This window comes from Croceibacterium ferulae (assembly GCF_003660445.1).
In the GTDB taxonomy this organism is placed as follows: Bacteria; Pseudomonadota; Alphaproteobacteria; order Sphingomonadales; family Sphingomonadaceae; genus Croceibacterium; species Croceibacterium ferulae.
This window is the reverse complement of sequence record NZ_QZVQ01000004.1, coordinates 199035-225595: the sequence shown is the minus strand read 5'-3', so window position 1 is coordinate 225595 and position 26561 is coordinate 199035. Positions and strand designations below refer to the sequence as shown.

The following is a 26561-nucleotide window of genomic DNA, read 5'->3' as shown; positions in this document are numbered from 1 at the left end:
GATCCGCAAATCTTGCGCTCCCTTCCTTTCAGGCGGTGACAATCCATCCGCCTGCCATCGCCACCGGCCACGGCGTCAGCCGCTGCCCGGCGCACGGCCCGCCGACGCAGGTGCCATCCTCGATGCGGAACAGCGCGCCGTGCCAGCTGCACAGGATCAGCCCGCCATCCGGCACCAGGTAGTGGTCGAGCTGCTGCGCCAGCGGCAGGCCCATATGCGGGCAGCGATCGTGGTAGCCATGAACTGCCCCGTCCCGCCGCACGACAAATCCGTGGAACCGGCCCGCGCGCAACTGCAACACGAAGTTGCGCGCGCTGCCCTCCGCCACATCGCCGGACGCGCACAGCCGAACCCCGGCAGGGACCGCTTCCGGACCGACACTCACCCATCCGCATCCGCTTGCCGCGACGGATGCGCCGCCGCAATCTCCGGCACCGCCGCAGCGGCCTGCCCGGCTGCGACCAGGCGCGGGAACGGGGTCAGGTCGACGCCGAACCGCTGCGCGCTGTAGAGTTGCGGAACAAGGTAGCAGTCCGCCAGCCCCGGCCGATCGCCGAAGGCGTAGGTGCCGCCATGCTGCGCCACCAGCGCCTCCAGCGCGGCGAACCCGCCGGAGATCCACCGGCCGGCCCAGCCGTTCACCTGGTCCGGCGTGGCGGCAAGATCGGTCCGCAGCGCGTCGAGCACGCGCAGATTGTGCAGCGGGTGGATGTCGCAGGCGATCAGCGCCGCCATGCCGCGGACGGTCGCCGCATCACCGGGGTCGGCTGGCAGCAGCGGGAGCGCGGGCCAGCGCGCCTCCAGCCATTCCAGGATCGCCACGCTTTCGATGATGGTGCGGCCCTCATGTTCGATCACTGGGATCAGGCCATGCGGCGCGATCGCCCGGTAAGCCGGCGCGCGCTGCTCGCCCAGCCGCAGATCATGCGTGACGTGGCGATGGGCGATGCCCTTCAGGTTCAGCGCGATCCGCACGCGGTAGGCCGCGCCCGACCGCCAGTAGCCATGGAGGACCAGCTCGGTCATCGGGCCGGCAGCACCCGGGCGCGGCATTCGCCGAAGCCGATCGGCACGCAACCGTCCGCCGCGGCGGTGGCCCGCAGCGTGACCTCGTCGCCATCCTCCAGGAAGGTGCGCGTCTCTCCGGTCGGCAGGGCGATCGGCTCGGTGCCGCCTGCGCTCAGTTCCATCAGGCTGCCGAACCCGTCGCGCGTGGCGGCGGAGATGGTGCCCGTGCCCAGCAGGTCGCCGGGATTGAGGTTGCAGCCGTTGGAGGCATGATGGGTGACGATCTGGTTCACGGTCCAGTACATGTTGCTGGCCGGCCCGCGGCTCAGCCGCAGCGGCTCCATGCCGGCGTCGCGCATGGCCGCGCTGGTCAGCAGCACTTCCAGCGTGATGGCCAGCGCGCCATGGGCCTGGTCGTCGGGGTCGAGCAGATAAGGCAGCGGCGCGGGATCGTCGGCCGGGCGCGGCGGCTGGGCGATGCGGAACGGCGCCAGCGCCTCCCGCGTGATCACCCAGGGCGAGACCGTGGAATGGAAGTTCTTGGCCAGGAACGGCCCCAGCGGCTGGTATTCCCAGGCCTGCAGGTCGCGCGCCGACCAGTCGTTCAGCAGGCACAGCCCCGCGACATGCCCGCCCGCACGGTCGATCGGGATGGGGGAGCCGAGCGGATTGCCCTCCCCGATCCACACGCCCAGCTCCAGCTCGTAATCCAGCCGCGCCGTCGCGCCGAACACCGGCTCCGTCGCCTCCGGCGGCTTGCGCTGCCCGCTGGGGCGGACGAGCGGCTCGCCCGAAGGACGGACCGACGAGGCCCGCCCATGATAGCCGATCGGCACATAGCGGTAATTGGGCAGCAGCGGATTGTCGGGCCGGAACTGCCGCCCGACATTGTTGGCGTGATGGATGCCGACATAGAAATCGGTGTAGTCCCCGATCGTGGCGGGCAGATGCAACCGGCACTCCTCCGCCGGGTACAGCCTATCCTCGACCGAGGAACGCTCGGCCGGATGCGACAGCAGGTGCGACAATCGCCGGCGCAGCTCGACACGCGCATCCGCCGGAGCAGCCATCAGCCGGTTCAGCGTGGCGGCGGTGCACAGGTCGGCCGTGGCGGGCGGCAGCAGGCCGGCTTCTGCGCAGTCGGCCAGATCCAGGATCATCGGGCCGATCGCCACGCCGATGCGCGGTGCGCCGGCAGCCGGCGAAAAGACGCCGAAAGGCAGGTTCTGGATTGGGAAGTCGGCATGCCCGTCCGCCCCCGCCACCCAGCTGGTCAGCGCCGGATCATGCGTCTCGTCCGTCTGCCACCAGTTCATGCCATCTCCTCGCCTGTCGCGGGCAGCTGCGCCTTGCGGAAGCCCTGCCAGCACGTATCGTAATCATCCTGCAGCAGGTCCGTTTCCATCGCCCAGCGCGTGGGCGCCAGGACGTGCCGGCTTTCGAACATGAAGGCCATCGTCCGCTCGACCCGCTGCGGCGCCAGTTGCGCGGCGACGGCGCGCTCATGACTTTCCCGGTCGGGGCCATGGCCGGACATGCTGTTGTGCAGGGAGGCGCCACCCGGAGCGAAGCCGCCGGCCTTGGCATCGTACTCGCCTTCGATCAGCCCCATGAATTCGCTCATGACATTGCGATGGAACCACGGCGGCCGGAACGTATCCTCCGCCACCATCCAGCGCGGCGGGAAGATCACGAAGTCGATATTGGCGGTGCCCGGCGTGTCGCTGGGCGCGGTCAGCGCGGTGAAGATCGACGGGTCGGGATGGTCGAAGCTGACCGTCCCGATCGTGTTGAACCGCCTGAGATCATAACGGTACGGCGCCAGATTGCCGTGCCAGGCGACCACGTCGAACGGGCTGTGATCCAGCGTGGTGGTCCACAGCCGGCCGTGGAACTTCTGCACGATCTCGCAAGGGCGCTCCGCATCCTCGAACGCGGCGGCAGGCGCCTCGAAATCGCGCGCGCTGGCCAGGCCGTTGGCGCCGATGGGGCCCAGTTCGGGCAGGCGGAACAGCGCGCCATAATTCTCGCACACATAGCCGCGCGCCGGCCCATCCACCAGCTCGACCCGGAACCGCAGCCCGCGCGGCACCAGCGCGATCTGCAGCGGCTCCAGCTGGAGCACGCCCTGCTCCGTCACCACCCGCAGCCGCCCTTCCTGCGGCACGATCAGCAGCTCGCCATCGGCCGACACGAAGGCGCGGTTCACCATGGAGGCGCTCGCCGCATACAAATGGATGGCGCACCCCACGCCGGTCGCCACGTCACCATTGCCGGCACAGGTCATCAGCCCGTCGATGAAATCAACCGGTGCGGATGGCAGGGGCAGCGGGTTCCAGCGCAACCGGTTGGGCGAAGGCGGCACTTCCGTGAACGGGCCGGAGCGGATCAGCGTGTCCTTCCGGTACGGCGTGAACGGCCCGTGCGAGGCGGTCGGCCGCATCCGGTACAGCCAGCTGCGCCGATTCTCCGCCCGCGGCGCGGTGAAGGCCGTGCCGGAGAACTGCTCGGCATACAGGCCGAACGCCACCTTCTGCGGCGAGTTGCGACCCTGCGGCAGCGCGCCGGCGACCGCCTCCGTCGCGTGGTGATTGCCGAACCCGGCCAGCACCTTGCCCGTGGCCGGATCAGGCATCGACCGCGATCACGCCGCGGCGGATCTGGTCCAGCTCGATGGATTCGAACAAGGCCTGGAAGTTGCCATTGCCGAAGCCTTCATTGCCCTTGCGCTGGATGATCTCGAAGAAGATCGGCCCGAACATCGTTTCGGTGAAGATCTGCAGCAGGATGCCTTCCTCGCCCACATTGCCGTCGATCAGGATGCGGTTGCGCCGCAGCCGCTCCAGATCCTCGCCGTGTCCGGGCACGCGCTTGTCGACCAGCTCGTAATAGGTCTCGATCGTGTCCTGCAGCTTCACGCTGCGCGCGCGCAGCTGTTCCACCGTGGTGAAGATGTCCTCGGTCGTCAGGGCCAGATGCTGGATGCCCTCGCCATTATACTCCCGGATGAACTCCTCGATCTGGCTACGGTCGTCCTGGCTTTCGTTCAGCGGGATGCGGATCGCGCGGTCGGGCGCGATCATCGCCTGGCTGAACAGGCCGGTCGCCTGCCCCTTGATGTCGAAATACTTCTGTTCCTCGAAGCCGAACAGCTCCCGGTAGAACGCACTCCAAACCTGCATCTGCCCGCGCCGGACATTGTGGGTCAGGTGATCGAGCAGATCCAGGCCGACATTGTTCTCCGCCTCCGCCTGCTGCCAGCCCTCGATCTCCGACCAATCGGCGTAGAGGTCTTCCCCGTCGCGCACGAAATACAGCGCGGAGCCGCCGATCCCTTCAATGACAGTGTCATCCTCGTCCGTCGGCTGCGCACCATGTTCCAGCGCCCAGGCCAGCGCCTGCGTTGGATCGGCCACGCGGAAGGCCATCGCGCTGGCGGATGGCCCGTGCGCGGCGCGGAACGCGGCGGCGCGCCCGTCCTCGTCCCGGTTGAGCATCAGGTTGATGCGCCCCTGCTTGTAACGGGTGATCTGCTTGCGCGGGTGCCGATGCGTCGCCACGAAACCCAATTGCTCGAACTGGGCCGCCATCGCGTCGGGATCGGGCGAGGTGAACTCGACGAATTCGAAGCCGTTCAGGCCCAGGGGGTTTTCCGGCGAATGGCCCGGTGTGTCAGTCATGTCGGCATCCTCTCGATTATTATCTCTGGTCTGGCGCGAACTCAGGTGAGGCCTTCTTTTGCGCGAGCATAGGCCTGCGTCCCGCAATTGTAGATGCGGTCCTCGGCTACGACTGTCGCTGTATCAAAGTCGGCTTCCTGCCCCAGCTCCGCATAGATCGGCGCAAAGTCGGTCTCCACGGTCTGCCGCAGCAGATCCTCGAAGCTGTCGATCACGAAATAGGTCTGCTGGTAATCGTCGATGCGATAGCGCGTGCGCATCAGCCGCCTCAGATCGAAGCCCAGCCGGTTGGGCGACGGATCGTCCAGCGCGAAGATCGACTCGCCATAGGAGGAGACGATGCCCGCGCCATACAGCCGCAAGCCTCCATCCTCCTGGCGGATCAGCCCGAACTCGACCGTGTACCAGTACAGCCGCGCCAGCCGCTCGATCGCGCCAAGCCCGCCCGCGCGCAGGCCGCCTTCGCCATAGGCCTGCATGTAGTCGGCGAAGGCCGGGTGGGCCAGCAACGGCACATGGCCGAACACGTCATGGAAGACGTCGGGCTCCTCCAGATAGTCGATCTGTTCGGGCGTGCGGATGAACCGTCCGGCCACGAACCGGCGATTGGCCAGATGGTCGAAGAACACATGGTCCGGTACCAGCCCGGGCACCGCCACAACCTGCCAGCCGGTCGCCTTCATCAGCCGTTCCGACAGTTCCGCGAAGTCGGGGATGCCGGGTCGGGTCATGCGCAGGATGTCCAGCCCGGCCATGAATTCGGGCACCACCCGGCCGGGCAGCATCGCCGCCTGCCGGGCGAACAGATGGTCCCACAGCGCATGTTCCTGCGGCGTGTAGCGGTCCCAGTCCTGCGGGATCGTCCAGTCTGCCGCCGCCCCTTCAGGCGGTGTATGTTCTGCCTGTGCCATATCAGCATTGTCATGCAGGACGCGGGAAAATGCTGTTCAAAATGCCGCCTGTTTCGTACTCAGGTGAAAGGGTTTCTCAGGAACGGCGGTGATCGTGACAGAAATGGCCAGACTGGATGCGCTTGACCGGCGCATCGTCGCCCAGCTCCAGCAGGATGCGTCCCTCAGCAACGCCGAGCTGGCGGAGCGGGTCGGCAGCACCGGCCCATCCTGCTGGCGGCGGATCAGGTTGCTGGAGGAAGCGGGCGTGCTCGGCCGGACCATTCGCCTGGCGGACCAGGTGAAGCTGGGGCACGGCGTGAACATGCTGTGCAATGTGCGGATGCGGACTTTCGAGGCCGACAGCGTCGCCGCGTTCGAGGCGTTCGTGCAGGCCGAAGCCCGCATCATGGAATGCTTCTCGATGTCGGGCGACTGGGACTACCTGCTGCGGGTGGTGGCGACCGACGTCGCCGATTACGAGACGTTCCTGATGCAGCGGCTGGTCAAGCATCCCTCGGTCGCCGGCGCTTCCTCGCACCTCGCCTTGCGCGTCGCGAAGTACCAGACGGCCATCCCGGTCGGGTGACGGCAAGGCTGCCCTGCCAGAAGCCGCGGGCATAATCACTTTCCTACACGTCCACGCTCCGCTTACAGACGCCACATACAGACGAATCAAGGACTTACGTCTGGTCGTAGAAATCCCCTGAACAGTGTCACCCCTGTCACCCCCTCTGGTTGCTAAGTCGACTTCCTGCACAGTGTAACCTGTGTCACCCCCCTCCCCACTTGCCCCGCCGCGCGCTGCACGATAGGCGCTGCCGCAATCTCTCCAGCACCGGGAAACAGCCATGAAGGTCCGCGTCCATGTCAGCCTGAAGCCCGGCGTGCTCGATCCGCAGGGCCGCGCCGTGCATCATGCCCTGGAAGGGCTGGGCTTTGCCGGCGTGAACGACGTGCGCGTCGGCCGCCTGATCGAACTGGAGGTGGCGGACGACACCACCGACGCCACCCTGGACGACATGTGCCGCCGCCTGCTCGCCAACGGCGTGGTGGAAAACTACCGGGTGGAGCGGGTCTGATGGGCTTGCGCGCCGCGGTCATCACCTTTCCCGGCTCCAATTGCGACCGCGACATGGCCGTGGCGCTGGAACAGGTTTCCGGCACCGCCCCCCTGCGCGTCTGGCACGCCGATGCCACCCTGCCCGACCGGCTGGACCTGATCGCCCTGCCCGGCGGCTTTTCCTATGGCGACTACCTGCGCAGCGGCGCCATGGCCGCGACCAGCCCGATCATGCGCGCCGTGGTCGAAGCCGCCGGCCGCGGCGTGCCGGTGCTGGGCGTGTGCAACGGCTTCCAGGTGCTGACGGAGGCCGGCCTGCTGCCGGGCGCCCTGCTGCGCAATGCCGGGCAGACCTTCATCTGCCGTACCGTTCCGCTGGTGGTGGAAAACAGCACCTCGCTGTTCACCGCCGGCTATTCCGCCGGGCAGCGGATCCGCATCCCGGTGGCGCATCACGACGGCAACTACTTCGCGGATGATGCCACGCTGGACCGGCTGGAAGGCGAAGGCCGGGTTGCCTTCCGCTACGTGGACACCTGCAACGGATCGCAGCGCGACATTGCCGGCGTGTTGAACGAAGCCGGCAACGTGCTGGGCATGATGCCCCACCCCGAACGCGCGGTGGAGGACGATCACGGCGGCACGGATGGCCGCGCCCTGTTCGAAGCCGCGATCCGCCAGCTCGCCTGATCAGCGCGCCGCCAGCCGCGGCGCGCCCAGGCGCAGCAGCACCTGCTCATACGGCATCCCGTCGCCGCCCCGGTCGACCAGGATGTGCTGATACCCGCTGCCCACCTGCCGGGCATTGCGGTCATAGACGGTGGCTGACAGACCGCCCTGCGACGCGATCTGGTAGAACGTGCTGCGCATATATTCCGACAGTTCGCCCGCGGTGATCGCCGCATTGCCGTCCCCGTCCGCCTGCCCGCCCAGTGCCTGCTGCAGGATCATGGAAATATACCCGCCGGCCTCGAACTTGTCCGCCACCAGGCTGGTCAGGTCGCTGTCCGAACTGAAGATGCCCATCCGCCCGGTGCGCCGCTTGATCACGGTGTCGAACCCGCCGGAGAAGCAGCTGTCCAGCACCAGCAGGCTGCGCGCCGGGATCTGGTCGAACAGCTGGGCCAGCTCGTAATCGCGGATCGCGGCATCGTACATCTCGATCGTCTCGGCGCTGCCATCGCCTTCCATGATCGTGTCCACGCTTTCCTTGCTGCCATGGCCGGAGAAGAACATCAGGAACAGATCGTCCGGCCCGATCTGCGCGGCGATCCGCCCGAACGCCGACTGCACCGCCCCCCTTGTCGCCTCCGCATTCAGCAGGGTGACGCTGCCGGGCGCCAGCACGCCCATGGCGGACAACGTCTGGGTCAGCTTGGCAGCATCGCCATCGGTCAGCGACAGCGGGCTGGCGCGCTGGTAATCGGCCACCCCGACGCTCAGCAGGAACACGCGGCCGGCGCCACCGGCATCGGCCAGCACCGGCGCATCCGCACCCGTCTCCAGTCCCATCCGCAGCGTGTAGCTTCCGGTCTGCGCCGCGGCATAGCTGGTGGCGGCGATCTCGTAGCTGCCATCCTGCGGCAGGGTGATCGCCAGCCGGCTGTCCGTGCCTTCATCGCCGGCGCGGTCATCATTGGTCTCGATCCCGCCATCGGGCAGATAGAGCGACAGGAAGGTGTCGAAGTCGGCCGACTGCATGTCGAACACGACCCGGTCGCCACGGCGCCCCTGGAACGTGAAGCGGTCCTGATACTCGCCGCTGGAAAAGGTCTGGTCGCTGGCCGCCAGCGATCCGCTGACACTGCGCCCCGGAGTCAGCCTGCCGGCCGGCGGCTGGTCCGCCTGCGCCACCGCCTGCTCGCCGGCGCTGGCGGCCAGACGGAAGGCGCCGGCGCCCTCCCCCGAATAGGTGCCGACAGTGAGATGGTACGTGCCGCTGGCCGGCAGGGTCACCTCCAGCAGGCTGTCCAGCGTATCGCCAGCCGGGCTGTCATCATTGCTGGCGGTGAAACCATCCGGCCCGGCCAGTCGCAGCACCGGATCGAACGCTTCGGAACTGAGCGACAGCCGCACAGTCTGCCCTGCCTGCCCTTCCAGCTGATAGCTCGATCCGCCGGGCAGGCTGCCGGTGACCTGTGTGCCAAGAGTCAGCGCGGTGCCGGCCGCATCTGCGCCCGCAGGCACTCCGCCACCCGAGGCAACTGCCTCCATCGTGATCGTGTAGGCCCCCTGCTCCCCGGCGGCGAAGCTGGTCGCCAGCAGGCTCAGGCGGCCGCTGGCCGGGAACTGCGCCTCCAGCTGGCTGTCGCCGCTGCCACCGGGCGCATCGTCATTGAACACTTCGTATCCGTCGTCTCCGGACACGTGGAGATAGGTATCGAACGTGTCGGACCGCATGTTCAGCACCACGCGGCTGCCCGGCTCGCCCTGCAGGGTGAAGCTGTCCACGAACTCGCCGCCCTGCAGCGTGTCGTCCCCGGCAGCCAGCGTGCCCTGCGCGCGGCCCCCTGCGACCAGCACACCGGCGCCGCCCGCCCCTGCACCCGTCACCGCACCCGACCCTGCACGATCGAGCGAGCTGACCAGCCGGTAGCTGCCGGTTTCTCCGCTGGCATAGGATGTCGCGAAGATCGTATAGGTGCCGTCTGCCGGCAGGGTGACCGTGAGCCCGGCGTCGGAGCCGCCGCCTTCGGCATCGTCATTGCTGAATGCGCTGTCTTGCGGCCCGCGCACGAAGACGTAGGCGTCGAAATCGCTCGATCCCACCCTGACAGTCAGGATGTCGCCCGCGCGCCCGTCAATGTCGTAGCTGTCGTAGAACTCGCCGCTGTCGAGCGTGGCATCGCCGTTCGCCAGCGTGCCTGTCACATCATGCTGCGCCAGGACGGGCGAAGCACAGGTGACGATGGCGGCGCTCGCGAGGAGCAGCCCGACCGCGTGACTGGAAACCCTGCGCATCAACGAACTCCCCCAAGCCCGCCATCGCCCGCGCGCACCCGGACTCGGGCGCGTCACGGACGGTGCGGCTGCTTTATGCGGGAAGGACGAGGCGCCGGGAAGCGGTTTCGCAGGCCCTGTCCGGCATCAGGACGGCAGACGCATACTGACCGGCGGCAGGCCAGCCACGGCGACCGGCAAGGCGAACAGGTGCCCGGCCAGCGGTTCGCGCGCGCGGCCTTCATCGTCCAGGTGAACGCTGGCGGTGGTGGCGAACAGGGTGCGACGGTCGGGCCCGCCAAAGGCCACCTTGGTGATCGCGCTGACCGGCAGGGGGATCGTCTCGAGCAATTCGCCGGCGGTGGAGTAGCGACGGATCGCTCCGCCGCCGAACAGGCCGACCCACAGGCAGCCTTCGGCATCCACGATCACGCCGTCGGGATGGCCGGCGCCGTCCTCGATCCGCACAAACACCCGCTCCGCACTCACGGTACCGTCATCGGCCAGGTCGGCGGCGTAGATCGTGTTGCCCAGCGTATCCACATGGTACAGCGTCGTGCCATCGGGGCTGACCGCGGGACCGTTGCTGACGATCACCGGATCGCTGACGGCGACACTGCCAGCGCCGTCGAAGCGGTAGATGCGCCCGCTCGCCTGTTCCTCCGGATCATGCATCGTGCCGAACCACAGGCGGCCCTGCTGATCCACATGGCCGTCATTCAGCCGGTTGTCGGGCTGGTCCGGCTCCGGATCGTGCAGCGGGGTGAAGGTGCCGGCCACCGGATCGAAGCGGGCAAGGCCCGTCTTCAGCCCGGCGATGAACGTGCCGTCGGCTGCCGGAAGGCAGAAGCCGACGGGCGCCGGGGCGGGCCAGCTCTGCTTGTCACCGGTGGCGGGATCGTAGCGGTGGATGGCCGGCGCCTTGATATCGACGAACCACAGCGCCCCGCCCTGGCCCACGGGATCGCTGTCCAGCCAGACCGGCCCCTCACCCAGAACCGCACCCAGATCCCATACGACCTCGGGATCGCCCAGCTGCACCTGTGCCATCAATCATCCTCTCGCAAATTGCTTCGCGCATGCCATGCCGCATCGGCGCGGCCACCTGCAAGAGGCGTTACGCGGGCTGTCTGACTGCGGGTCGAGACGACCTTGCGCCGGGCCTGGATGGGGCCCGGCGCGCAGAAGGTCAGTCGAAGGTGAACCGCACGCCCAGGGCGAAGGTGCGATCGATCAGCAGGGTGTTGGCGTTGAACTGCTCCGGATTGCCGATGTCGGCATAGCGGTAGTAGTTCTGCTGCTTGGACTTCGTGATGTTCACCGCATCGAAGGTCACCCCGATATCGTCCGTCACCGCCAGGGTCAGCTGGAAGTCCAGGCTCTTCTCGGGCTGGCGCCAGAAGCCGATCGGGTTGGCAAAGGCGCGTGCCTCGTTGTTGTTGAGGAACTCTTCGCGCCAGACATAGGACAGGCGGGCGCCGACCGGGCCGCGCTCATAGGCGAGCGTGGCGTTGTAGGACAGGTCTGACACGCCGAAGAAGCTGGACTTGGTTTCGGTGATGTTCCCGTCCAGATCCGTGTCGGGGATGGTCTGTTCCGAATCCAGGATCGTCGCACTGCCCTGGAAGCCGAGGCCGTCCAGGAAGCCGGGCAGATAGGTCGGGAAGTAGGTCAGCCCGATCTCCACGCCCTGCAGCACGCCGTTCGATGCGTTGGATGGGCGGGTGACCTGGAAGTAGTCTGTCGCCGTCTCGCCCTGGATCGGGTTGTCCGGAATGAATTCCAGCTGGGTCAGCGGAACGACGAGTCCTTCGATCTCGCGGCGGAAGGCGGTGACAAAGATCGCGCTGCTGCGCTCGAAATACCATTCTACTGCGAGGTCGTAGTTCTTCGATGTGGTGGCGCGCAGCGAGGTATTGCCGGCAGTGCCCGTGCCGAAGCCGAGACGCGACAGATCACCCGTCAGCGCCACGTTCGGGTTGAGATCGCCGAAAGCCGGACGGCGCAGCGTCTCGCCATAGTTGAAGCGCAGCCGCAGATCGGGCGTGACCTCGTACCGCAGGGTGAAGCTGGGCAGCACCTTGGTCTGGTTCGTCGCGGTGCTCGACTGGGCAAAATTGTTCAGCCGGTCGAAGTAGTCATAATTCGTGCTGATGGCCACGACACGGGCGCCGCCCTGAACCTGCAGCGGACGGCCGAAGATATCGACCTCGCCATCGGCCAGCAGATAGGCCGCCCAGGTGGACTCGTTGATGTCGAACACCCGGTCGAGCTCCAGATCGTCCGACAGCCGCAGCGCCGGATTGATCCGCTGGTACAGGGACCGGATCGCATCGCGATTCCCGTACAGCGCGGGACCGTCGGCCAGCACCCAGCTGCTCGGAACGTCGGCGCGCCCATCGAAGAAGCCGTTGTTGGTGAAGGAGTATTCGTCCCCCAAGGCCGCCAGCGTGCCACCCAGCGCACCTGCGCTCTGGTCCCGGATAAAGGTGCTGGTGTCGCGGTCGTCGAACCGCAGGCCAGCCTTGATCCGGCGCAGGAAGCCTTCATCCCACTCGTGGTAACCGTCCAGCATGAAGGTCAGGGCGCTGCCCGTGCCCTTGGTGCCGCTGTCGAACAGGTCGCCGACGGTCCACTGCGTGGCATCGGTCAGCAGCGCAGTGTTGCCGAAGCTGTAGCCCGGCATGCCGCCGCCGGCATTGAAGTCCACGTCCAGATCCAGCGGACCACGATTGGTCCGCATGGCGAAGAAGGAAGTTTCGTTCGTGCTGTCCTGATAGGTCAGGTCGGCCGTGATCTGCCCACGATCGCCGACGTCCCAGGCAGCGTTCAAGGCATAGACATAGCTGTCGGTGCGGGACGTCCCGTAATCGCCGCTGTTGAAGCCGGCGACATCGCCCATCCGCCGCGACTTGATGATGTTCGTGCCGTCATACAGCTCGAAGGTGGAACCCGGATTGTCGCCAAGGTCGCCCCACCAGTCGGCGAAGCTGAACAGCAGAGAGTTGAAGGTGTTGCCGCGGAAACCGGCGTAGAAGAACTCCGCCGTGTAGACCGAACTGTCATTCGGCGCCCATTGCAGCGCGGCATTGACGGAGGGACGCTCCCGCTCGCCATACAGGTCCGAACTGATGACCGCGTCGCGCGACAAATAATACGGCACCTCGACGCCGCTGATGTCCAGGGTGGAACCCGGCGCGGTCGGCAGGCCGGCATTGAGGCCGGGGGTCCAGAACGGATCAGCGGGGTTGGTGCTGGGGAAGATCCGCTCCAGCGGGCCGAGGAACGTCGCTTCCGGGGGGTTCTCCGTGGCGAAAGGCACCATGGCGCCCGCCTGCACGTTCATGTTGCGGTACTTGTACCGATTATAGCTGCCATTGATCAGGACGCCGATATCGCCGATCCCGGTTTCCCATGTGTCAGTGACCAGAAGCGCGACGTTCGGGTTCACCTCGTCCGCCAGTTCGCTGTACACGCCGCGCGCCAGGCCCGAGATCGTGGGACCGCTGAAATCGAAGGGACGCCGCGTCTTCACGTCGATCTGGCCGGCCAGGCCGAACTCCAGCTGGTCGGCGGAGCGGGTCTTGTAGACGTCGACCTGCTTGACGAGGTTGGCCGAGATATCCTGCAACGCGAAGGATGTGCCCGCCGCGGTGAAGATGTTGCGGCCGTTCAGCGTGGTCACGGGGTCGGACAGGCCGCGGATCGTGATCGCGGCGGTCTCGCCACCGGCGCGATCGGTCACCTGGATGCCGGTGACGCGCTGCAATGCCTCGACCACGTTATTGTCCGGCAACTTGCCAACGTCCTCGGCCACGATCGAGTCGACGATCTGGACGGAATTGCGGCGGACATCGAGTGCGCCGATCAGGCTGGCGCGAACGCCGGTGACGATGATCTCGTCGCCCGGTTCCGGCGCCTGCGCCGCCGTGGCCGCAGAGCTGGTGTTGTCCGGCGCAGGTGACGGTGCATCCGCCTGCTGCGCGATTGCCGGACTGGCCAGCAGCAATGCCCCGGCGGAAACTGTCAGGAGCAGTGAAGCCTTGTCGATCATGAAACTCTCCCAGAGGACACTTTGGCCCTTTATTTACTCGGACAACTTACGAGCGTTCTCAGGCGCTCGCAAGCCGGTTCCGGCACCAGGAGAGCTCGGGTTAAATCGGTGTGTCTCGCTTGCGACAGGTCGCTGCAAGGGTCCCCTAAAGGCCCGTGCCCGTGCACCAGGCTAGCGGAAGCCGTGTCATGCACCGTTTGCGCACGCGGGCATGCCTCCTGGCTGTCCACCCGCAGTGAACAGCCAGGAGGCAATCGCAACCGACAGGCTGCTGCGTTCAGATGCCCATGCTGGCGGGCAGCGGCCCGTTGGCCACCGGCTGGCCGAACTGCGGCACGCCGTCCGCGCTGTAGGTGAAATATTGCACGCGCGTGTGGCGGTTGGGATCGAGCAGCGGATCGCCCTCGATCTCCTTGTAGTCGCGGCCGTGATAGACCAGCACATCGCGTCCGGCGGAATCCACCGTGAAGCTGTTATGACCCGGGCCGTAGACGCTGTTTTCGGGCGAGGACCGGAAGACCGGTTCCGGCGACTTGGTCCAGCTGGCCGGGTCCATGATGTCGGCATCGTCGCGGGCGGTCAGCAGGCCCAGGCAGTAGCGGTCGTCCGTGGCGCTGGCGGAGTAGGTCATGAACAGGCGGCCGTTGCGCGCCAGGATCGCCGGCGCCTCCGCCACCTTGTAGCCGCGGATCTCCCACGGCAGCGTCGGCACGGTCAGCCGGGCCGGCGCGGCGGAGAAGGTGAGCGCGCTCGCCATCGGCGCCAGATAGAGGTTGGAATTGGTGTCGATCCCCGGCTCCTTCTGCGCCCACGCCATGTAGCGTGTGCCGCGATGGTCGAAGATCGTGCTGTCCAGGTTGAAGCTATCCCACGGCGTCTGCAGCTGGCCCAGCACTTCGAACGTCCCGGCCATCGCGTCGGAGCTGTCGGTGGAAACGGCATAGGTGCGGATGCGGAACGGATCCTCCCCGCCGCCAGCGGGCCCGGCGGCAAAGTACATGACCCACTTGCCATCGACCCAGTGCAGTTCGGGCGCCCACAGGAAGCCGGACATCGGCCCGCTCGCCTGATGCCGCCACAGCACCCGCTCCTCGGCCGTCGCCAGCCCGGCGATGGTGGGCGCTCGGCGCAGCACCAGACGGTCATATTCGGGCACGGAGCCGGTCATGTAATACATGCCGTCCGTGTGCAAAAAGACCTGCGCATCGGCGCGGTTCCGCACCAGCGGATTGCCGGCGCCGGCCGTCTGCCCGCCGCTGCCGGGCATGGTGGTACAGGCCGCAAGGCCGGTGGCGGTGGTGCCGGCCAGGAACAGCCGGCGGGACAGGTGGATCATTCGCTCTCTCCCGTATCGCCCCGGCTCTCCGCCGGGGTCGTGATGTCTGCATCGAGCGAGGCGACCGTCGGCCAGCCATCCTCGCCCCAGATGATGCGGCCGAGCCGCAGCGTTGGGATACCGTTCTGCTGCTTGTCGTAGGCGTGCCAGACCAGGTAATCCGTGCCGTCCAGGTCCCGCATGGCGCCGGCATGGCCGGGCCCGCGGAAGCGTTCCTGTTCGGGCAGGGCGGCCCGCAGCAGGATGGTCCCGCCACCTTCCAGCATGGAGCTGCCATCCTTGCCCAGATATGGCCCGGTGATGTCCTGCGACCGGCCGACGACCGTGTAGTAGGTGCTGTTCACGCCCTTGCAGCAATAATCATACGACGCGATCAGCCAGTAGTAACCGCCATGATCAATGATGAACGGCGCCTCCACCGGCGCCGGGCCACCGGCGGGCGCAGGGCGCCGGGCAATGCTGATCGGCGTCGCTGCGGCATCGGCCGGCTTGCCGGTGGCGGGATCGAGACGGAACAGCTTCAGCCCGGTCCAGAAACTGCCCAGCGACAGCCAGTGATTGCCCTCCCGATCCTGGATGAAGTTCGGGTCAATGGCGTTGAAGTCGGACTCCGGCGTGGACTGCACCACAAGCCCTTCGTCCCGCCAGCCATAATCCGCAGCTTTCGGGTCCAGCGTGGCGCTGGTGGCGAGGCCGATGGCGGAGCGGTTGGAGCCAAAGGACGACACCGAATAATACAGCCGGTAGCGCCCGTTCACGAAGCTGATGTCTGGCGCCCACATGTCGCGCGCCAGCGGCACGGCTTCCTTTGCCCAGGCGGGCAGGTCGGCCAGCATGGACGGACCGGCGGTCCAGTGCCGCAGATCGGTGGAGGTCAGCGTGGGGATGATCCCTTCCTGACCTCTCCTGCGGCCCGTGGCGAAGACGGTATAGGTATCGCCTTCGCGAATGATCACCGGATCGTGCACTGGCGCGATGTCGCCCGTCAGCGGGCCGACATCGGCGGCGGCGGTGGCGGCAGGGGACGCAGCCCCCTGCCCCGCCTGCCCCCATGCCGGAACGGCAAGGACCGAGGCGAGCAATCCCGCCACGGCCAGCACAGGGGCAGACACGCGCATCAGCGCAGGTCCAGCATCACGACCGACTTGGCCGGCAGCGTCACCGTGAGCGTGTCGCCCTGCACGCTGGCGCCGTTGAACGCCGTCGGCTGGACCACCTCCGGCGCATCAAAGGTGTTGTGCGCCGTCATGTCCGCTGCCGTCAGCACCCGGCCACTGACCGCACCGGGCTGCACGCCCTGCATGCGGATGGTCACGGTGGAGGGCTGATCCGGATCGGCATTGGTGAGGCCCACATGGACAACGCCATCCTTGCCCCGCACTGCGGAGGCGCTGACCGTCGGCAGGGTGGAGGGCCCGGCATTGTAGAAGGGCGACTGCACTTCCACCGGCAACACCGTCCCATCCATGTAATCGCGGTACATGTGGAAGACGTGATAGGTCGGGGTCAGCACCATCTCCGGCCCCTCCGTCAGGATCATGGCCTGCAGCACGTTCACCATCTGCGCGATCGCGGTCATCTTCACGCGGTCGGCATGCTTGGCGAAGATGTTGAGGTGGATGGCCGCCACCAGCGCGTCGCGCAGCGTGTTCTGCTGCCGCAGGAAGCCGGGATTGGTGCCGGGATCGCCCGCATACCAGGTGCCCCATTCGTCCACCGCCAGCCAGATGCGCTTTTCCGGGTCGTACCGGTCCATCACCGCCGTATGCTGGGTGATCAGTTCATCCATCCGGTTGGCAGCGGCCAGGGTCAGCGCCCACTCATTCTCGCCAAACTCGGTCGCGCTGGCCCGCGGCGGCCAGCCGCCGGGAACGGTGTAGTAGTGCAGCGAAAGCGCGTCGATCTGGCGGGACGCCTCGCGGATCAGCACCTCCGTCCAGTTGGCGTCGTCATTGTTGGCACCCGCCGCGATCTTGATGATGCGGGTGCCCTGCGGCGCCTTGATGAAGGTGGCATAACGGCGCGTCAGGTCCGCCGCATATTCCGGCCGCATGTTGCCGCCACAGCCCCACAGCTCGTTACCGACGCCGAAATAGGGCACTGCCCACGGCTCGGGGTGACCGTTCTTGGCGCGCTCCTCCGCCAGCGAGCCGGCGGGTGAGGTCATGTATTCGATCCACTCGGCCATTTCCTGCGGCGTGCCGTTGCCGACATTGCCGGCGACATAGGCTTCGGCACCCAGCAGCTCGACCAGATCCATGAATTCGTGCGTGCCCACCGTGTTCGGCTCTTCCACGCCGCCCCAATGGGTGTTGATCTTGACCGGGCGCTTGTTCTTCGGGCCAATGCCTTCACGCCAGTGATATTCGTCGGCGAAGCAACCGCCGGGCCAACGGACGACCGGCACGCGCAGTTCGCGCAGGGCGGCCAGCACGTCGTTGCGGAAACCGCGGGTACTGGGAATGTTGCGGTCATTGCCGACCCACAATCCGCCATAGATGCCCGTGCCCAGATGCTCCGCAAACTGGGTGAAGATGCGCTTGTCATAAACCGGCCCCGCCTGGTCGGCGCGGATGGTGATGGCGGCGGTGCCTTCGGCGGGCACAGGCGCCATGATCGGAGGCGGAGCGTCCTGCGCCTGCGCCACTGCGACCGGCGCGGTGGCCAGCAGCAGGGCGGTGGCGAAATGGCGGCATGCTTTCAGCATTGTTTTCTCTCCCTGGTATTCACGTGTCGGTCGAATTGTCAGTCGTGAAACTCTTCCACCGTGCGGATCTCGCCGCGCAGGAAGGCGTCGGCCACCAGCTGCAGCGGACGCACATCGGCCTCGCTGCGCCCGGCCTGCACCAGCTCTGCGAAGCGGGCGTAGAGGCCGGGATATTCCCGGTCCGCGGCGCGGCTCTCCTGCCCGTCCAGCACCAGCACCGCACCGCCTTCACGCAGCAGCAGCGGACCGGCTTCGGTCTGCACCTCGATATCCCAGCTCTGCGGCCCGGTCTGGCGGAAGTCGAAATCGGCCTCGACCAGCACGCCGTCGCCCGACCGGAAAGTGATCTGCGCGGCGATGGGGCTGGCGCAATTGGCCGGTCGTTCCAGCACCGCCTCCGTCAGGAAGAACTGCCAGGGCAGGATCTGCGTGGCGATCGACAGGGCATTGATGCCCGGATCGAACACGCCCAGCCCGCCAGCCTGCCAGATCCAGTGCTGGCCCGGATGCCAGACGCGCACATCCTCGCGCCAGGTGATCTTCACGCCGGTGATCGCCTTGTCGGCCAGCCACGCCTCGGCCCGATCGACACCCGCGGCAAAGCGGGAATGCCAGCTGGCGAAGAGCGTGCGGCCGGCGGCATCCGCCTCCGCCTGAAGGGCCGCGACCTCCGCCACGGTGGCGCCGGGGGGCTTTTCCAGGAACACGTGCAGCCCGGCCCGCAGCGCCTGATGTGCCAGGTCGTAACGCACCTGTGGCGGGGTGCACAGCGCCACCGCGTCGACCGGCGGGCCGTCAGCCAGCAGCGCCTCCAGCGTGGGGAAGGTGGGCACGCCGTCCGCATGCGCGTCGGACCGGCTGACCAGCGCAGCCAGTTCGAAGTGGGGATCGGCGGCAATGGCGGGCAGATGCTGGTCGCGCGCGATCTTGCCGACGCCGACGATAGCAAGCCGGATCGGTGCCATTGCTCAGAGCTCCTTCACGGTGGCGGACACCGCCACCGCACGCTGCAGCGGATTGCGCAGCGGCAGGGTGAACGGCGCGGCCTCGATCTCGAACACGTCGCCTTCCTCCGTCTTCACACCTTCGCTGAAGGACAGGGTCGCCGTGCCGAAGAAGTGGACATGCACGTCGCCGGGACGGCGGAACAGGTCGTACTTGAAGTGGTGGCCTTCCAGATTGGCCAGGCTGTGCGACATGTTCGCCTCGCCCGACAGGAACGGCTTCTCCCACAGCACTTCGCCATTGCGGTGAATGCGGCTCATGCCCTCCACATGGGCGGGTGGCGGACCGACCAGCAGCTCCGGCCCCAAGGACGCCTGGCGCAGCTTGGAATGGGCCAGCCACAAATAGTTGTGGCGTTCCGTCACATGGTCGCTGAATTCGTTGCCCAGGCACAGGCCCAGGCGGAAAGGGGTGCCGTCAGGGCCGATCAGGTAGATGCCGGCAAGCTCCGGCTCCTCCCCGCCATCCTGCGCGAAGGCCGGCATGGACAAGGGGGCACCAGGGCCGACCAGCTGCGAACCGTCACCCTTGTAGAACCATTCGGGCTGCTGCCCGGTCTGGCCGGCAGCGGGCTTGCCGCCCTCCAGCCCTTCCAGGAACATGCGCATGGAATCGGTCTGCTTCTCGGCAGCGGCCGCTTCACGGTGCATCTTGTCGCGCCCTTCGGCGGAACCGAGATGCGTCAGGCCGGTGCCGGTCATCTGCAGATGCGCGGGATCGGCATGGTCAATCGGCGCGATGATGCGCCCGGCTTCGAGCTCGGCGGCGATATCGACCACGTCACCCCGGCCGCTGCCATCGACCACGTCGGCCAGCGTGCTGCCGGCGGCGATCGCCTGTTCCGCCAGGGCGCGAATGGTGGTGGCGCCAGGCACCAGCCAGGCATCGTCCCCACGCGCGGCGATCACGGACCGGGCACCGTCGGCGGCGCTATGTTGCAGAAGGCGCAGATACATCAGTTCATCCCCTTGTCGGGCGCGCCGCCCGTGCGGCGCTGCCCGGTTGTTCGATAATCCTCAGACGGGCTTGCCGTCCAGCAGCAGCGGTGCCCCGCCCTGGCCACCATCGTGCAATTCGGGCGGCAGCAGCTCGGCCGGCAGGTTCTGATAGGAGACGGGCCGCAGGAAGCGGTCGATCGCCAGGCTGCCCACACTGGTGGTGCGGCCGTCCGACGTGGACGGGAACGGGCCGCCATGAACCATGGCATGCGCCACCTCGACACCGGTCGGCCAGCCATTCACCAGCACGCGGCCGGCCTTCAGCTCCAGCACCGGCACCAGGCGGGTGGCAGCGTCCGTATCGGCTGCATCCATCTGGATCGTGGCGGTCAGCTGACCTTCGGCGGCGCGCAACACGCGGATCAGTTCCGCCTCGTCACGACAGCGGACCAGCAGGCTGGAGGCACCGAACACCTCATGGCCCAGCGCGTGGTCGGCCAGGAAGGTCGCGGCATCCACCGCGAACAGGCCGGCCTGACACTGCGCCACGCCCTGCCCCACTTCCCCGCGGGCGATCGTTTCCACGCGGTCATGGCTGGCGAGCGATTCCACGCCCTGGCTGTAGGCCGCGTGAATTCCGCCGGTCAGCATGGTCGCGGCGGGCGCCTTGACCAGCGCCTCGCGCGCCGCGGCGATGAAGCTGTCGAGGCCTTCGCCCTCGATCGCCAGCACCAGGCCCGGATTGGTGCAGAACTGGCCCGCACCCATCGTCAGCGATCCGACAAAGGCGGTGCCCAGCGCGGAACCGCGGGCCTTCAGCGCCTCCGGCATCAGCACCACCGGGTTGATGCTCGACATCTCGGCATAGACCGGGATCGGCACCGGCCGCGCCTGCGCCAGCTTCAGCAGGGCCAAGCCGCCGCCACGCGATCCGGTGAAGCCCACCGCCGCGATGCGCGGATCCTGTACCAGCGCGGTGCCCAGATCGTTGCCGGGACCGGTCAGATGCCCGAACACCCCTTCCGGCAGGCCGGACGCGGCGACCGCTGCCCGGATGGCGCCGGCCACCAGTTCGCCCGTGGCCGGATGTGCCGGATGGCCCTTCACCACCACCGGGCAACCGGCGGCAAGCGCCGATGCCGTGTCACCGCCCGCGGTGGAGAAGGCGAGCGGGAAGTTGGAGGCGCCGAACACGGCCACCGGGCCCAGCGGCACCATCCGCAGGCGCAGGTCGGGCCGGGGCAGCGGCTGGCGATCGGGCATGGCCGTGTCGATCCGCAGGCCGCGCCAGGCGCCGGCGCGCACCACATCGGCAAACAGCTTCAGCTGGCCAATAGTCCGACCACGCTCGCCTTCCAGTCGGGCGCGCGGCAGACCGGATTCGCGCATCGCGGCTTCGATCAGCGGGTCGCCAATCGCGGCGATCTCCTCGCCGATCCGCTCCAGAAAGCGCGCGCGGGTTTCCGCATCGGTCGCGCGATAGGCGTCGAACGCCTCCGCGGCCGCCGCGCAGGCGGCGTCCACGTCGGCCGGGCCATGCACGGCAAACTCAAGGCCTTCCGCCTCGCCGGTGGCGGCGCTGATGGAACGGAAAGTATCGGGGCGTTCGGCAAGCTGCGCCTGATCGGTCATGATGGTCTCCCTTTACTCGGACATATCGGCCAGCTTGCGGCTTGGCAATGTTTGCCGTTGCAAGCGGGCACCGCTTTGATAGGCAAGCAGCATGACAGATCATGGGGGTGACGGGGCTGCCGCGCAGCCGACGAGCGTCGAGCCGGCGGAGGCCGCGCCGCGTGCGGCTCGCGGCACTGGGCGGCGGCTGCATGGCGCGATTGCGCACAAGCTGGGGACGGCGATCCTGTCCGGCCAGTACCAGCCAGGCGACGTGCTGACGGGCGAGGTCGCTTTCTCGGAGGCGCTCGACGTGTCGCGCAGTGCCTATCGCGAAGCGATCCAGGTGCTGTCGGCCAAGGGGCTGGTAGAAAGCCGGCCCAAGGCGGGCACCCGCGTGCTGCCGCGGACCCGCTGGAACCTGCTGGACCCGGACGTGCTGGCCTGGGCGTTCGGCGGATCGCCCGACCTGAACTTCATTCGTAACCTGTTCGAGCTGCGCGCCATCGTGGAGCCTGCCGCGGCGCGGCTGGCGGCGGAACGGCGCACGCGCGAGGATGTGCGGCTGATCAAGGACGCGCTGGGTCGCATGCGGCGGCTCACGCTGTCCAATGACGAAGGCCGCGCTGCCGATCGCGACTTCCACACCGCCATCCTGCGGGCGACGCAGAACGATGCTCTGGTGACGCTGAGCGCCAGCATCGGCGCGGCGGTGAGCTGGACCACCCGGTTCAAGATGCGTGCGCGGGACCTGCCGCGCAATCCGGTGCCTGATCACGCCCGCGTGGCGGATGCGATCGCCGCCAGCGATCCGCAGGCGGCGGAAGACGCCATGCGCCAGCTGGTGGAGCTGGCGCTGGAGGATACCAGAAGCTCCATGGAAGACTGAGGCACCCGCCTCAGCCTTCCCGGAGGCGTTCAACCTTGCCTTATTCCGCGGGGCGCGGCGCCGGCAAGGCATTCGTGGGACGGGAGCCCCACAGGGCGTAGTACACCACGAACAGTTCGCACACGACGGTCAGCAGGAATGACCATTGCAGGCCATAGGCATCGGCCAGAACGCCCTGCACCGCCACCAGCGCACCGCCGGCGATAGCCATGATCAGCAGACCCGATCCCTCTTCCGTCAGCGGCCCGAGGCCGCGGATGCCCAGCGTGAAGATCGTGGGGAACATGATGGAGTGGAACAGGCCGACGGAGATCAGCGCCCACATCGCGGTGTGACCCGATGCGAAGGTGGCAATCAGCATGACGATCGTGGCGCCGATGCCGGCGATCGCCAATGCCAAGCCAGGTTCCATCCGCTGCATCGCGAATGCGCCGATCAGCCGGCCGACCATCATCCCGCCCCACAGCAGGAACAGGTAGTTGGATGCTTGCTGTTGAGTGAGGTTGCCGATGTCCGGCTGCGAGACGAAGTTGATGAACAGGTTGCCCACCCCGATCTCGGCCAGCAGGTACGCGATCATCGCCGGGATCGCGAGCACCAGGTTGCGGTGCTGGAACAGGGATTTTCCGCGCCGCTCTTCCTTGGCGTAGCGCTGGGTGGATGCCCCGAGTGCAGGAAACGGGAAGCGCGCGATCACGATCGCCAGCACTGCCAGCACTGCAGCAACGAGCAGGTAGGGCAGGATCACCGACTGTGCGTCGGCGAGCCGCTCCGCTTCTGTGAGCACAGCATCACCTGCGGCAGCCGTACCGCCGGCGGTGCGTCCCAGGATCAGATAGCCACCGAACAGCGGAGCGAGCGTCGCGCCGGCAGAGTTGAACGCTTGGACAAGGTTCAGCCGGGAGGACGCGGTCTCGGGCGCGCCGACCACCGCGACATACGGGTTCGCCGCCACCTGCAGCAGGGTGATGCCGCTGGCGATCACGAACAGCGCGAACAGCGTCACGCCATAGGACGGGATCATCGCCGCAGGCACCATCAGCAGCGCGCCGGCCGCCATCAGGCCCAGCCCCGCCACCATCGAGCGCTGGTAGCCGATCCGTTCGATCAGCTTGGCCGACGGGATCGAGGCGAAGAAATAGGCAATGAACCAGACGCTTTCGATGAGCGTGGTCTGGAAATACGACAACTCGAACACGGAACGCAGATGCGGCAGCAGCGTCCCGTTGATGACGGTGATGAAGCCCCACATGAAGAACAGGCTGGCGAGCAGCGTCAGTGCCGGGCGGTAGTTCATCCCCGGCTGTCCTCCACTCCCCTGCGCAGGCGCACCTGCAATCGGCAATGCCATCGCGTATACTCTCCCTGACATTCACCCGGCTACGAATCTCGCGGCCGGTGTGATCAAATCCTTGCCCTAGCTTTTTATGTCCGACTATATAGCGCGGAGAAGCTAGTCAACGATGATGGGAGAGAACATGCGGAAGCTCGGCACGCCAGCGCGCAGTGCGGCGGTGATAGCGCTATTCATGGCGGGCACAAGCCATGCCGTTGCCGGCGAGATGACGCGTGAGCGCGCCGGCCAGCTGGCGGATGGCACTGCGGTGGAGGCGGTGACGCTGACCAATGACAATGGCGTCTCTGCCCGCATCCTCACCTATGGTGCCACACTTCAGTCCCTGATCGCCCCCGATCGCGACGGCAAGCTGGCCGATGTCGTGCTGGGCTACGACGATCTGGCTGCGTATGTCGACACGCCCAATTATTTCGGCGTTACCGTGGGCCGATATGCCAACCGCATCGCCGGCGGGCGGTTCTCGATCGACGGACAGAGCTTCCAGCTGCCGCAGAATGACGGTGAGAATTCGCTGCATGGCGGCGGCAATGGCTTTGACAAGCAGAACTGGCAGATCACCAGCGCGACCTCCGGTGCCACGCCCGGCGTGGTCATGACGCTGACCAGCCCCGACGGTGACAGCGGCTATCCCGGGGAGGTGACCGCCACCGTCACCTACACGCTGGACAATGCCGGCAATCTGGCGATCACCTTCGAGGCGGATACGACCAAGCCGACCGTGATAAATATGACAAATCATGCCATCTTCAATCTGGCGGGCGAAGGCGCGCCAGGCGGCATCGAAGGGCACCAGCTGACCATCCCGGCTGCGCGCTTCACCCCCGTGTCCGAGATCCTGATTCCCACCGGGGAACTGGCGCCGGTGGCCAGCACCGTGTTCGACTTCCGCCAGGCGCGGTACATCGCGCATGGTCTGCGGGACGGCACGGACGAGCAGATCCGCTACGGTCACGGCTATGATCACAACTGGGCGCTGGACAAGGGCCTCACCGCACAGCCGCAGTTGGCGACCCGGCTGGAAGACCCGGTCTCCGGCCGCGTGCTGGAGGTGCTGACCACGGAACCCGGCATACAGGTCTATACCGGCAACTTCCTGGACGGCACGCTGGTCGGCAAGCAAGGCCACCTGTACCGCATGGGCGACGGCATCGCGATGGAGCCGCAGAAGTTTCCCGACGCCCCCAACCAATCCGATTTCGTTTCACCCCGTGTCGATCCCGGCAAGCCATACCGCCATGCCATGATCTACCGCATTTCCACTGCGCGCTAAGGACGCTCGCTACATGGTTGAAAACACAACGCGCCAGCTCCGCTCGCGCGCCTGGTTCCACAATTCCGACAATATCGACATGACGGCGCTCTATCTGGAGCGATACCTGAATTACGGCCTGTCGCTGGACGAATTGCGTGGCGGCAAGCCGATCATCGGCATCGCACAGACCGGCAGCGATCTGTCCCCTTGCAACCGCCACCATCTGGTGCTGGCCGAGCGCATCCGCGAAGGCATTCGCGAAGCGGGCGGCATCGCGATGGAGTTCCCGGTCCATCCGATCCAGGAAACCGGCAAGCGCCCGACCGCGGGCCTTGATCGCAACCTGGCCTATCTGGGCCTGGTGGAACTGCTGTTCGGCTATCCGCTGGATGGCGTGGTGCTGACGACCGGTTGTGACAAGACCACACCGGCGCTGCTGATGGCTGCGGCCACGGTGAACATGCCCGCGATCTCCTTGTCGGTCGGCCCCATGCTGAACGGCAATTACAAGGGCCAGCGGACCGGTTCCGGCACCATCGTGTGGAAGGCACGCGAGCTGCTGGCGACGGGCGAGATCGACGAGGTCGGTTTCATCAAGCTGGTCGCGTCCTCCGCGCCGTCCACCGGCTATTGCAACACGATGGGCACAGCCAGCACGATGAATTCGCTGGCGGAAGCGTTGGGCATGTCCCTGCCCGGCTCCGCCGCGATCCCGGCGCCCTACCGCGACCGGCAGGAATCCGCTTACCTGACCGGCAAGCGGATCGTGGAAATGGTGGCGGAGGACCTGAAGCCGTCCGACATCATGACCAAGGATGCGTTCCTGAACGCGATCGCGGTCAATTCCGCGATCGGCGGGTCGACCAATGCGCCGATCCACCTGGCGGCGATTGCCCGTCATGTGGGCGTGGAACTGCCGATCGACGAATGGCAGAGCCATGGCCACAAGATCCCGCTGCTGGTGAACCTGCAGCCGGCCGGCGAATATCTCGGCGAGGATTACTATCGCGCGGGCGGCGTGCCGGCGGTGGTTTCCGAGTTGATGAAGCAGGGCCTGATCGCGGAAGAGGCGATGACGGTGAATGGCCGTACCATGGGCGAGAATTGCCGCGATGCGGTGATCGAGGACGAAGCGGTGATCCGCCCGTTCGAGCGTCCGCTAGTAGCCGATGCCGGCTTCCTGGTCATGCACGGCAATTTGTTCGATTCCGCGCTGATGAAGACCAGCGTGATCTCCGACGAGTTCCGTCAGCGCTTCCTGTCCAATCCTGACAGCCCGGAGGCGTTCGAAGGGCCGATCGTGGTGTTCGACGGTCCGGAGGATTACCACCACCGCATCGACGATCCTGCTACCGGCATCGACGCCGGCACCATCCTGGTGATGCGCGGCGCAGGGCCGGTCGGCTATCCCGGCGCGGCCGAGGTCGTGAACATGCGCCCCCCGGCCGAGCTGATCAAGCAGGGCGTCCATGCGCTGCCCTGCATCGGTGACGGTCGCCAGTCCGGCACCAGCGGCAGCCCGTCCATCCTCAATGCCAGTCCGGAAGCTGCGGCCGGCGGCAACATCGCCCTGCTGCGTTCCGGCGACCGGATCCGGATCGACCTGAAGCAGGGCCGCGTGGACGTGTTGCTGCCCGATGGCGAGCTGGCCGATCGGCGTGCGGCGTTCGAAGCCGCGGGTGGTTATGTCTACCCGGCATCGCAGACGCCTTGGCAGGAGATCCAGCGGGCCGTGGTCGGCCAGATGGATAGCGGTGCGATCCTGGAAGGCGCCGAGAAGTATCAGCGCGTTGCCCAGGTATCGGGCGTTCCGCGCGACAACCACTGATGC

21 protein-coding genes and 1 pseudogene are annotated in these 26561 nt (G+C 67.0%); 6 read left to right on the top strand and 16 right to left on the bottom strand.

Features of this window, described 5'->3' with window-relative positions; translation table 11 throughout:
• Positions 1-28 precede the first annotated feature (28 nt).
• Genes D5S08_RS06335 through phhA form a run of 6 tightly spaced genes read right to left on the bottom strand, consistent with a single transcriptional unit; the run spans position 29 to position 5599 of the window.
• The gene (locus D5S08_RS06335) at positions 29-385 is read right to left on the bottom strand and encodes a Rieske (2Fe-2S) protein (RefSeq protein WP_121116669.1); all 357 of its coding nucleotides are present in this window, start codon (positions 383-385) and stop codon (positions 29-31) included.
• Positions 382-1026 (bottom strand): maleylacetoacetate isomerase, encoded by a 645-nt coding sequence (maiA, locus tag D5S08_RS06330; protein ID WP_175578886.1) that lies wholly within the window; start codon positions 1024-1026, stop codon positions 382-384. Before maiA ends, D5S08_RS06335 begins: the two co-directional genes overlap by 4 nt.
• Positions 1023-2324 (bottom strand): fumarylacetoacetase, encoded by a 1302-nt coding sequence (gene fahA / locus D5S08_RS06325; RefSeq protein ID WP_121116667.1) that lies wholly within the window; start codon positions 2322-2324, stop codon positions 1023-1025. The genes maiA and fahA overlap by 4 nt, the downstream gene beginning before the upstream one ends.
• Positions 2321-3643, bottom strand: coding sequence for a homogentisate 1,2-dioxygenase (hmgA, locus tag D5S08_RS06320; RefSeq protein ID WP_121116665.1), 1323 nt, complete (start codon positions 3641-3643; stop codon positions 2321-2323). Before hmgA ends, fahA begins: the two co-directional genes overlap by 4 nt.
• Positions 3636-4688 (bottom strand): 4-hydroxyphenylpyruvate dioxygenase, encoded by a 1053-nt coding sequence (gene hppD / locus D5S08_RS06315; RefSeq protein ID WP_121116663.1) that lies wholly within the window; start codon positions 4686-4688, stop codon positions 3636-3638. The genes hmgA and hppD overlap by 8 nt, the downstream gene beginning before the upstream one ends.
• A 41-nt stretch (positions 4689-4729) precedes the next feature.
• Complete coding sequence (gene phhA, locus D5S08_RS06310; RefSeq protein WP_121116661.1) at positions 4730-5599, bottom strand: phenylalanine 4-monooxygenase; 870 nt, start codon at positions 5597-5599, stop codon at positions 4730-4732.
• A 94-nt stretch (positions 5600-5693) separates the two neighbouring features.
• Between phhA and D5S08_RS06305 the strand changes: the two genes are divergently transcribed.
• The 3 genes from D5S08_RS06305 (at position 5694) to purQ (ending at position 7331) form a co-directional block, all read left to right on the top strand.
• Entirely contained in the window at positions 5694-6167 is a 474-nt protein-coding gene (locus D5S08_RS06305) for an Lrp/AsnC family transcriptional regulator (RefSeq protein ID WP_241557280.1), read from the top strand.
• A 262-nt stretch (positions 6168-6429) separates the two neighbouring features.
• Positions 6430-6660, top strand: coding sequence for a phosphoribosylformylglycinamidine synthase subunit PurS (gene purS / locus D5S08_RS06300; RefSeq protein WP_121116657.1), 231 nt, complete (start codon positions 6430-6432; stop codon positions 6658-6660).
• A 5-nt stretch (positions 6661-6665) separates the two neighbouring features.
• Positions 6666-7331 carry a phosphoribosylformylglycinamidine synthase subunit PurQ gene (gene purQ / locus D5S08_RS06295; RefSeq protein WP_175578897.1) on the top strand — a complete coding sequence of 222 codons (666 nt, stop codon included), beginning with the start codon at positions 6666-6668 and terminating at the stop codon, positions 7329-7331.
• Here purQ and D5S08_RS06290 read toward each other — a convergent pair whose 3' ends face one another.
• The 9 genes and pseudogenes from D5S08_RS06290 to D5S08_RS06250 all read right to left on the bottom strand — a co-directional run bounded on the left by D5S08_RS06290 (position 7332) and on the right by D5S08_RS06250 (position 21253).
• A complete protein-coding gene (locus D5S08_RS06290) occupies positions 7332-9602 on the bottom strand; it encodes a pre-peptidase C-terminal domain-containing protein (RefSeq protein ID WP_121116653.1) in 2271 nt (756 codons plus the stop codon). It lies immediately after the preceding gene.
• A 126-nt stretch (positions 9603-9728) separates the two neighbouring features.
• Positions 9729-10631, bottom strand: a complete 903-nt coding sequence (locus tag D5S08_RS06285; protein WP_121116651.1) for an SMP-30/gluconolactonase/LRE family protein — start codon at positions 10629-10631, stop codon at positions 9729-9731.
• Positions 10632-10770: 139 nt separating this feature from the next.
• Positions 10771-13635 carry a TonB-dependent receptor gene (locus D5S08_RS06280; protein ID WP_121116649.1) on the bottom strand — a complete coding sequence of 955 codons (2865 nt, stop codon included), beginning with the start codon at positions 13633-13635 and terminating at the stop codon, positions 10771-10773.
• A 295-nt stretch (positions 13636-13930) separates the two neighbouring features.
• A pseudogene (locus D5S08_RS06275) lies at positions 13931-14971 on the bottom strand (glycoside hydrolase family 43 protein); the annotation flags it as partial.
• Positions 14968-16089: an arabinan endo-1,5-alpha-L-arabinosidase gene (locus D5S08_RS06270; protein ID WP_121116645.1), complete on the bottom strand. Its 1122-nt coding sequence runs from the start codon at positions 16087-16089 to the stop codon at positions 14968-14970. The pseudogene D5S08_RS06275 and the gene D5S08_RS06270, both read right to left, overlap by 4 nt.
• Positions 16089-17678, bottom strand: coding sequence for an alpha-N-arabinofuranosidase (locus tag D5S08_RS06265; RefSeq protein ID WP_121116643.1), 1590 nt, complete (start codon positions 17676-17678; stop codon positions 16089-16091). The genes D5S08_RS06270 and D5S08_RS06265 overlap by 1 nt, the downstream gene beginning before the upstream one ends.
• Positions 17679-17716: 38 nt before the next feature.
• Complete coding sequence (locus D5S08_RS06260) at positions 17717-18643, bottom strand: Gfo/Idh/MocA family protein (protein WP_121116641.1); 927 nt, start codon at positions 18641-18643, stop codon at positions 17717-17719.
• 3 nt (positions 18644-18646) lie between these two features.
• On the bottom strand, positions 18647-19639 hold the full coding sequence (araD1, locus tag D5S08_RS06255) for an AraD1 family protein (RefSeq protein ID WP_121116639.1): 993 nt from the start codon (positions 19637-19639) through the stop codon (positions 18647-18649).
• A gap of 60 nt (positions 19640-19699) precedes the next feature.
• Complete coding sequence (locus tag D5S08_RS06250; protein WP_121116637.1) at positions 19700-21253, bottom strand: aldehyde dehydrogenase (NADP(+)); 1554 nt, start codon at positions 21251-21253, stop codon at positions 19700-19702.
• Positions 21254-21344: 91 nt separating this feature from the next.
• On the opposite strand from D5S08_RS06250, the gene D5S08_RS06245 reads away from it, so the two are divergent.
• Positions 21345-22121, top strand: a complete 777-nt coding sequence (locus D5S08_RS06245; protein ID WP_121116635.1) for a FadR/GntR family transcriptional regulator — start codon at positions 21345-21347, stop codon at positions 22119-22121.
• Positions 22122-22161: 40 nt separating this feature from the next.
• Here the strand turns inward: D5S08_RS06245 and D5S08_RS06240 are convergent, their stop codons facing one another.
• The gene (locus D5S08_RS06240) at positions 22162-23472 is read right to left on the bottom strand and encodes a sugar MFS transporter (RefSeq protein ID WP_121116633.1); all 1311 of its coding nucleotides are present in this window, start codon (positions 23470-23472) and stop codon (positions 22162-22164) included.
• Positions 23473-23650: 178 nt separating this feature from the next.
• Here D5S08_RS06240 and D5S08_RS06235 point away from each other — a divergent pair, with 178 nt between their 5' ends.
• Both D5S08_RS06235 and D5S08_RS06230 read left to right on the top strand, forming a co-directional pair.
• A complete protein-coding gene (locus tag D5S08_RS06235; RefSeq protein ID WP_241557253.1) occupies positions 23651-24748 on the top strand; it encodes an aldose epimerase family protein in 1098 nt (365 codons plus the stop codon).
• A gap of 13 nt (positions 24749-24761) precedes the next feature.
• Positions 24762-26558 (top strand): IlvD/Edd family dehydratase, encoded by a 1797-nt coding sequence (locus tag D5S08_RS06230; RefSeq protein WP_121116630.1) that lies wholly within the window; start codon positions 24762-24764, stop codon positions 26556-26558.
• The last annotated feature ends 3 nt before the right edge of the window (positions 26559-26561 follow it).

Bases quoted from the DNA above. Each gene is read 5' to 3' on its own strand.
- fahA (WP_121116667.1), bottom strand. From the start codon at position 2,324: ATGAACTGGTGGCAGACGGACGAGACGCATGATCCGGCGCTGACCAGC.
- purS (WP_121116657.1), top strand. From the start codon at position 6,430: ATGAAGGTCCGCGTCCATGTCAGCCTGAAGCCCGGCGTGCTCGATCCG.
- D5S08_RS06230 (WP_121116630.1), top strand. From the start codon at position 24,762: ATGGTTGAAAACACAACGCGCCAGCTCCGCTCGCGCGCCTGGTTCCAC.
- D5S08_RS06290 (WP_121116653.1), bottom strand. From the start codon at position 9,602: ATGCGCAGGGTTTCCAGTCACGCGGTCGGGCTGCTCCTCGCGAGCGCC.
- D5S08_RS06240 (WP_121116633.1), bottom strand. From the start codon at position 23,472: ATGGCATTGCCGATTGCAGGTGCGCCTGCGCAGGGGAGTGGAGGACAG.
- D5S08_RS06245 (WP_121116635.1), top strand. From the start codon at position 21,345: ATGACAGATCATGGGGGTGACGGGGCTGCCGCGCAGCCGACGAGCGTC.
- D5S08_RS06270 (WP_121116645.1), bottom strand. From the start codon at position 16,089: ATGCGCGTGTCTGCCCCTGTGCTGGCCGTGGCGGGATTGCTCGCCTCG.
- araD1 (WP_121116639.1), bottom strand. From the start codon at position 19,639: ATGTATCTGCGCCTTCTGCAACATAGCGCCGCCGACGGTGCCCGGTCC.
- hppD (WP_121116663.1), bottom strand. From the start codon at position 4,688: ATGACTGACACACCGGGCCATTCGCCGGAAAACCCCCTGGGCCTGAAC.
- D5S08_RS06235 (WP_241557253.1), top strand. From the start codon at position 23,651: ATGGCGGGCACAAGCCATGCCGTTGCCGGCGAGATGACGCGTGAGCGC.
- D5S08_RS06280 (WP_121116649.1), bottom strand. From the start codon at position 13,635: ATGATCGACAAGGCTTCACTGCTCCTGACAGTTTCCGCCGGGGCATTG.
- maiA (WP_175578886.1), bottom strand. From the start codon at position 1,026: ATGACCGAGCTGGTCCTCCATGGCTACTGGCGGTCGGGCGCGGCCTAC.
- D5S08_RS06285 (WP_121116651.1), bottom strand. From the start codon at position 10,631: ATGGCACAGGTGCAGCTGGGCGATCCCGAGGTCGTATGGGATCTGGGT.
- D5S08_RS06250 (WP_121116637.1), bottom strand. From the start codon at position 21,253: ATGACCGATCAGGCGCAGCTTGCCGAACGCCCCGATACTTTCCGTTCC.
- hmgA (WP_121116665.1), bottom strand. From the start codon at position 3,643: ATGCCTGATCCGGCCACGGGCAAGGTGCTGGCCGGGTTCGGCAATCAC.
- phhA (WP_121116661.1), bottom strand. From the start codon at position 5,599: ATGGCACAGGCAGAACATACACCGCCTGAAGGGGCGGCGGCAGACTGG.
- D5S08_RS06265 (WP_121116643.1), bottom strand. From the start codon at position 17,678: ATGCTGAAAGCATGCCGCCATTTCGCCACCGCCCTGCTGCTGGCCACC.
- D5S08_RS06260 (WP_121116641.1), bottom strand. From the start codon at position 18,643: ATGGCACCGATCCGGCTTGCTATCGTCGGCGTCGGCAAGATCGCGCGC.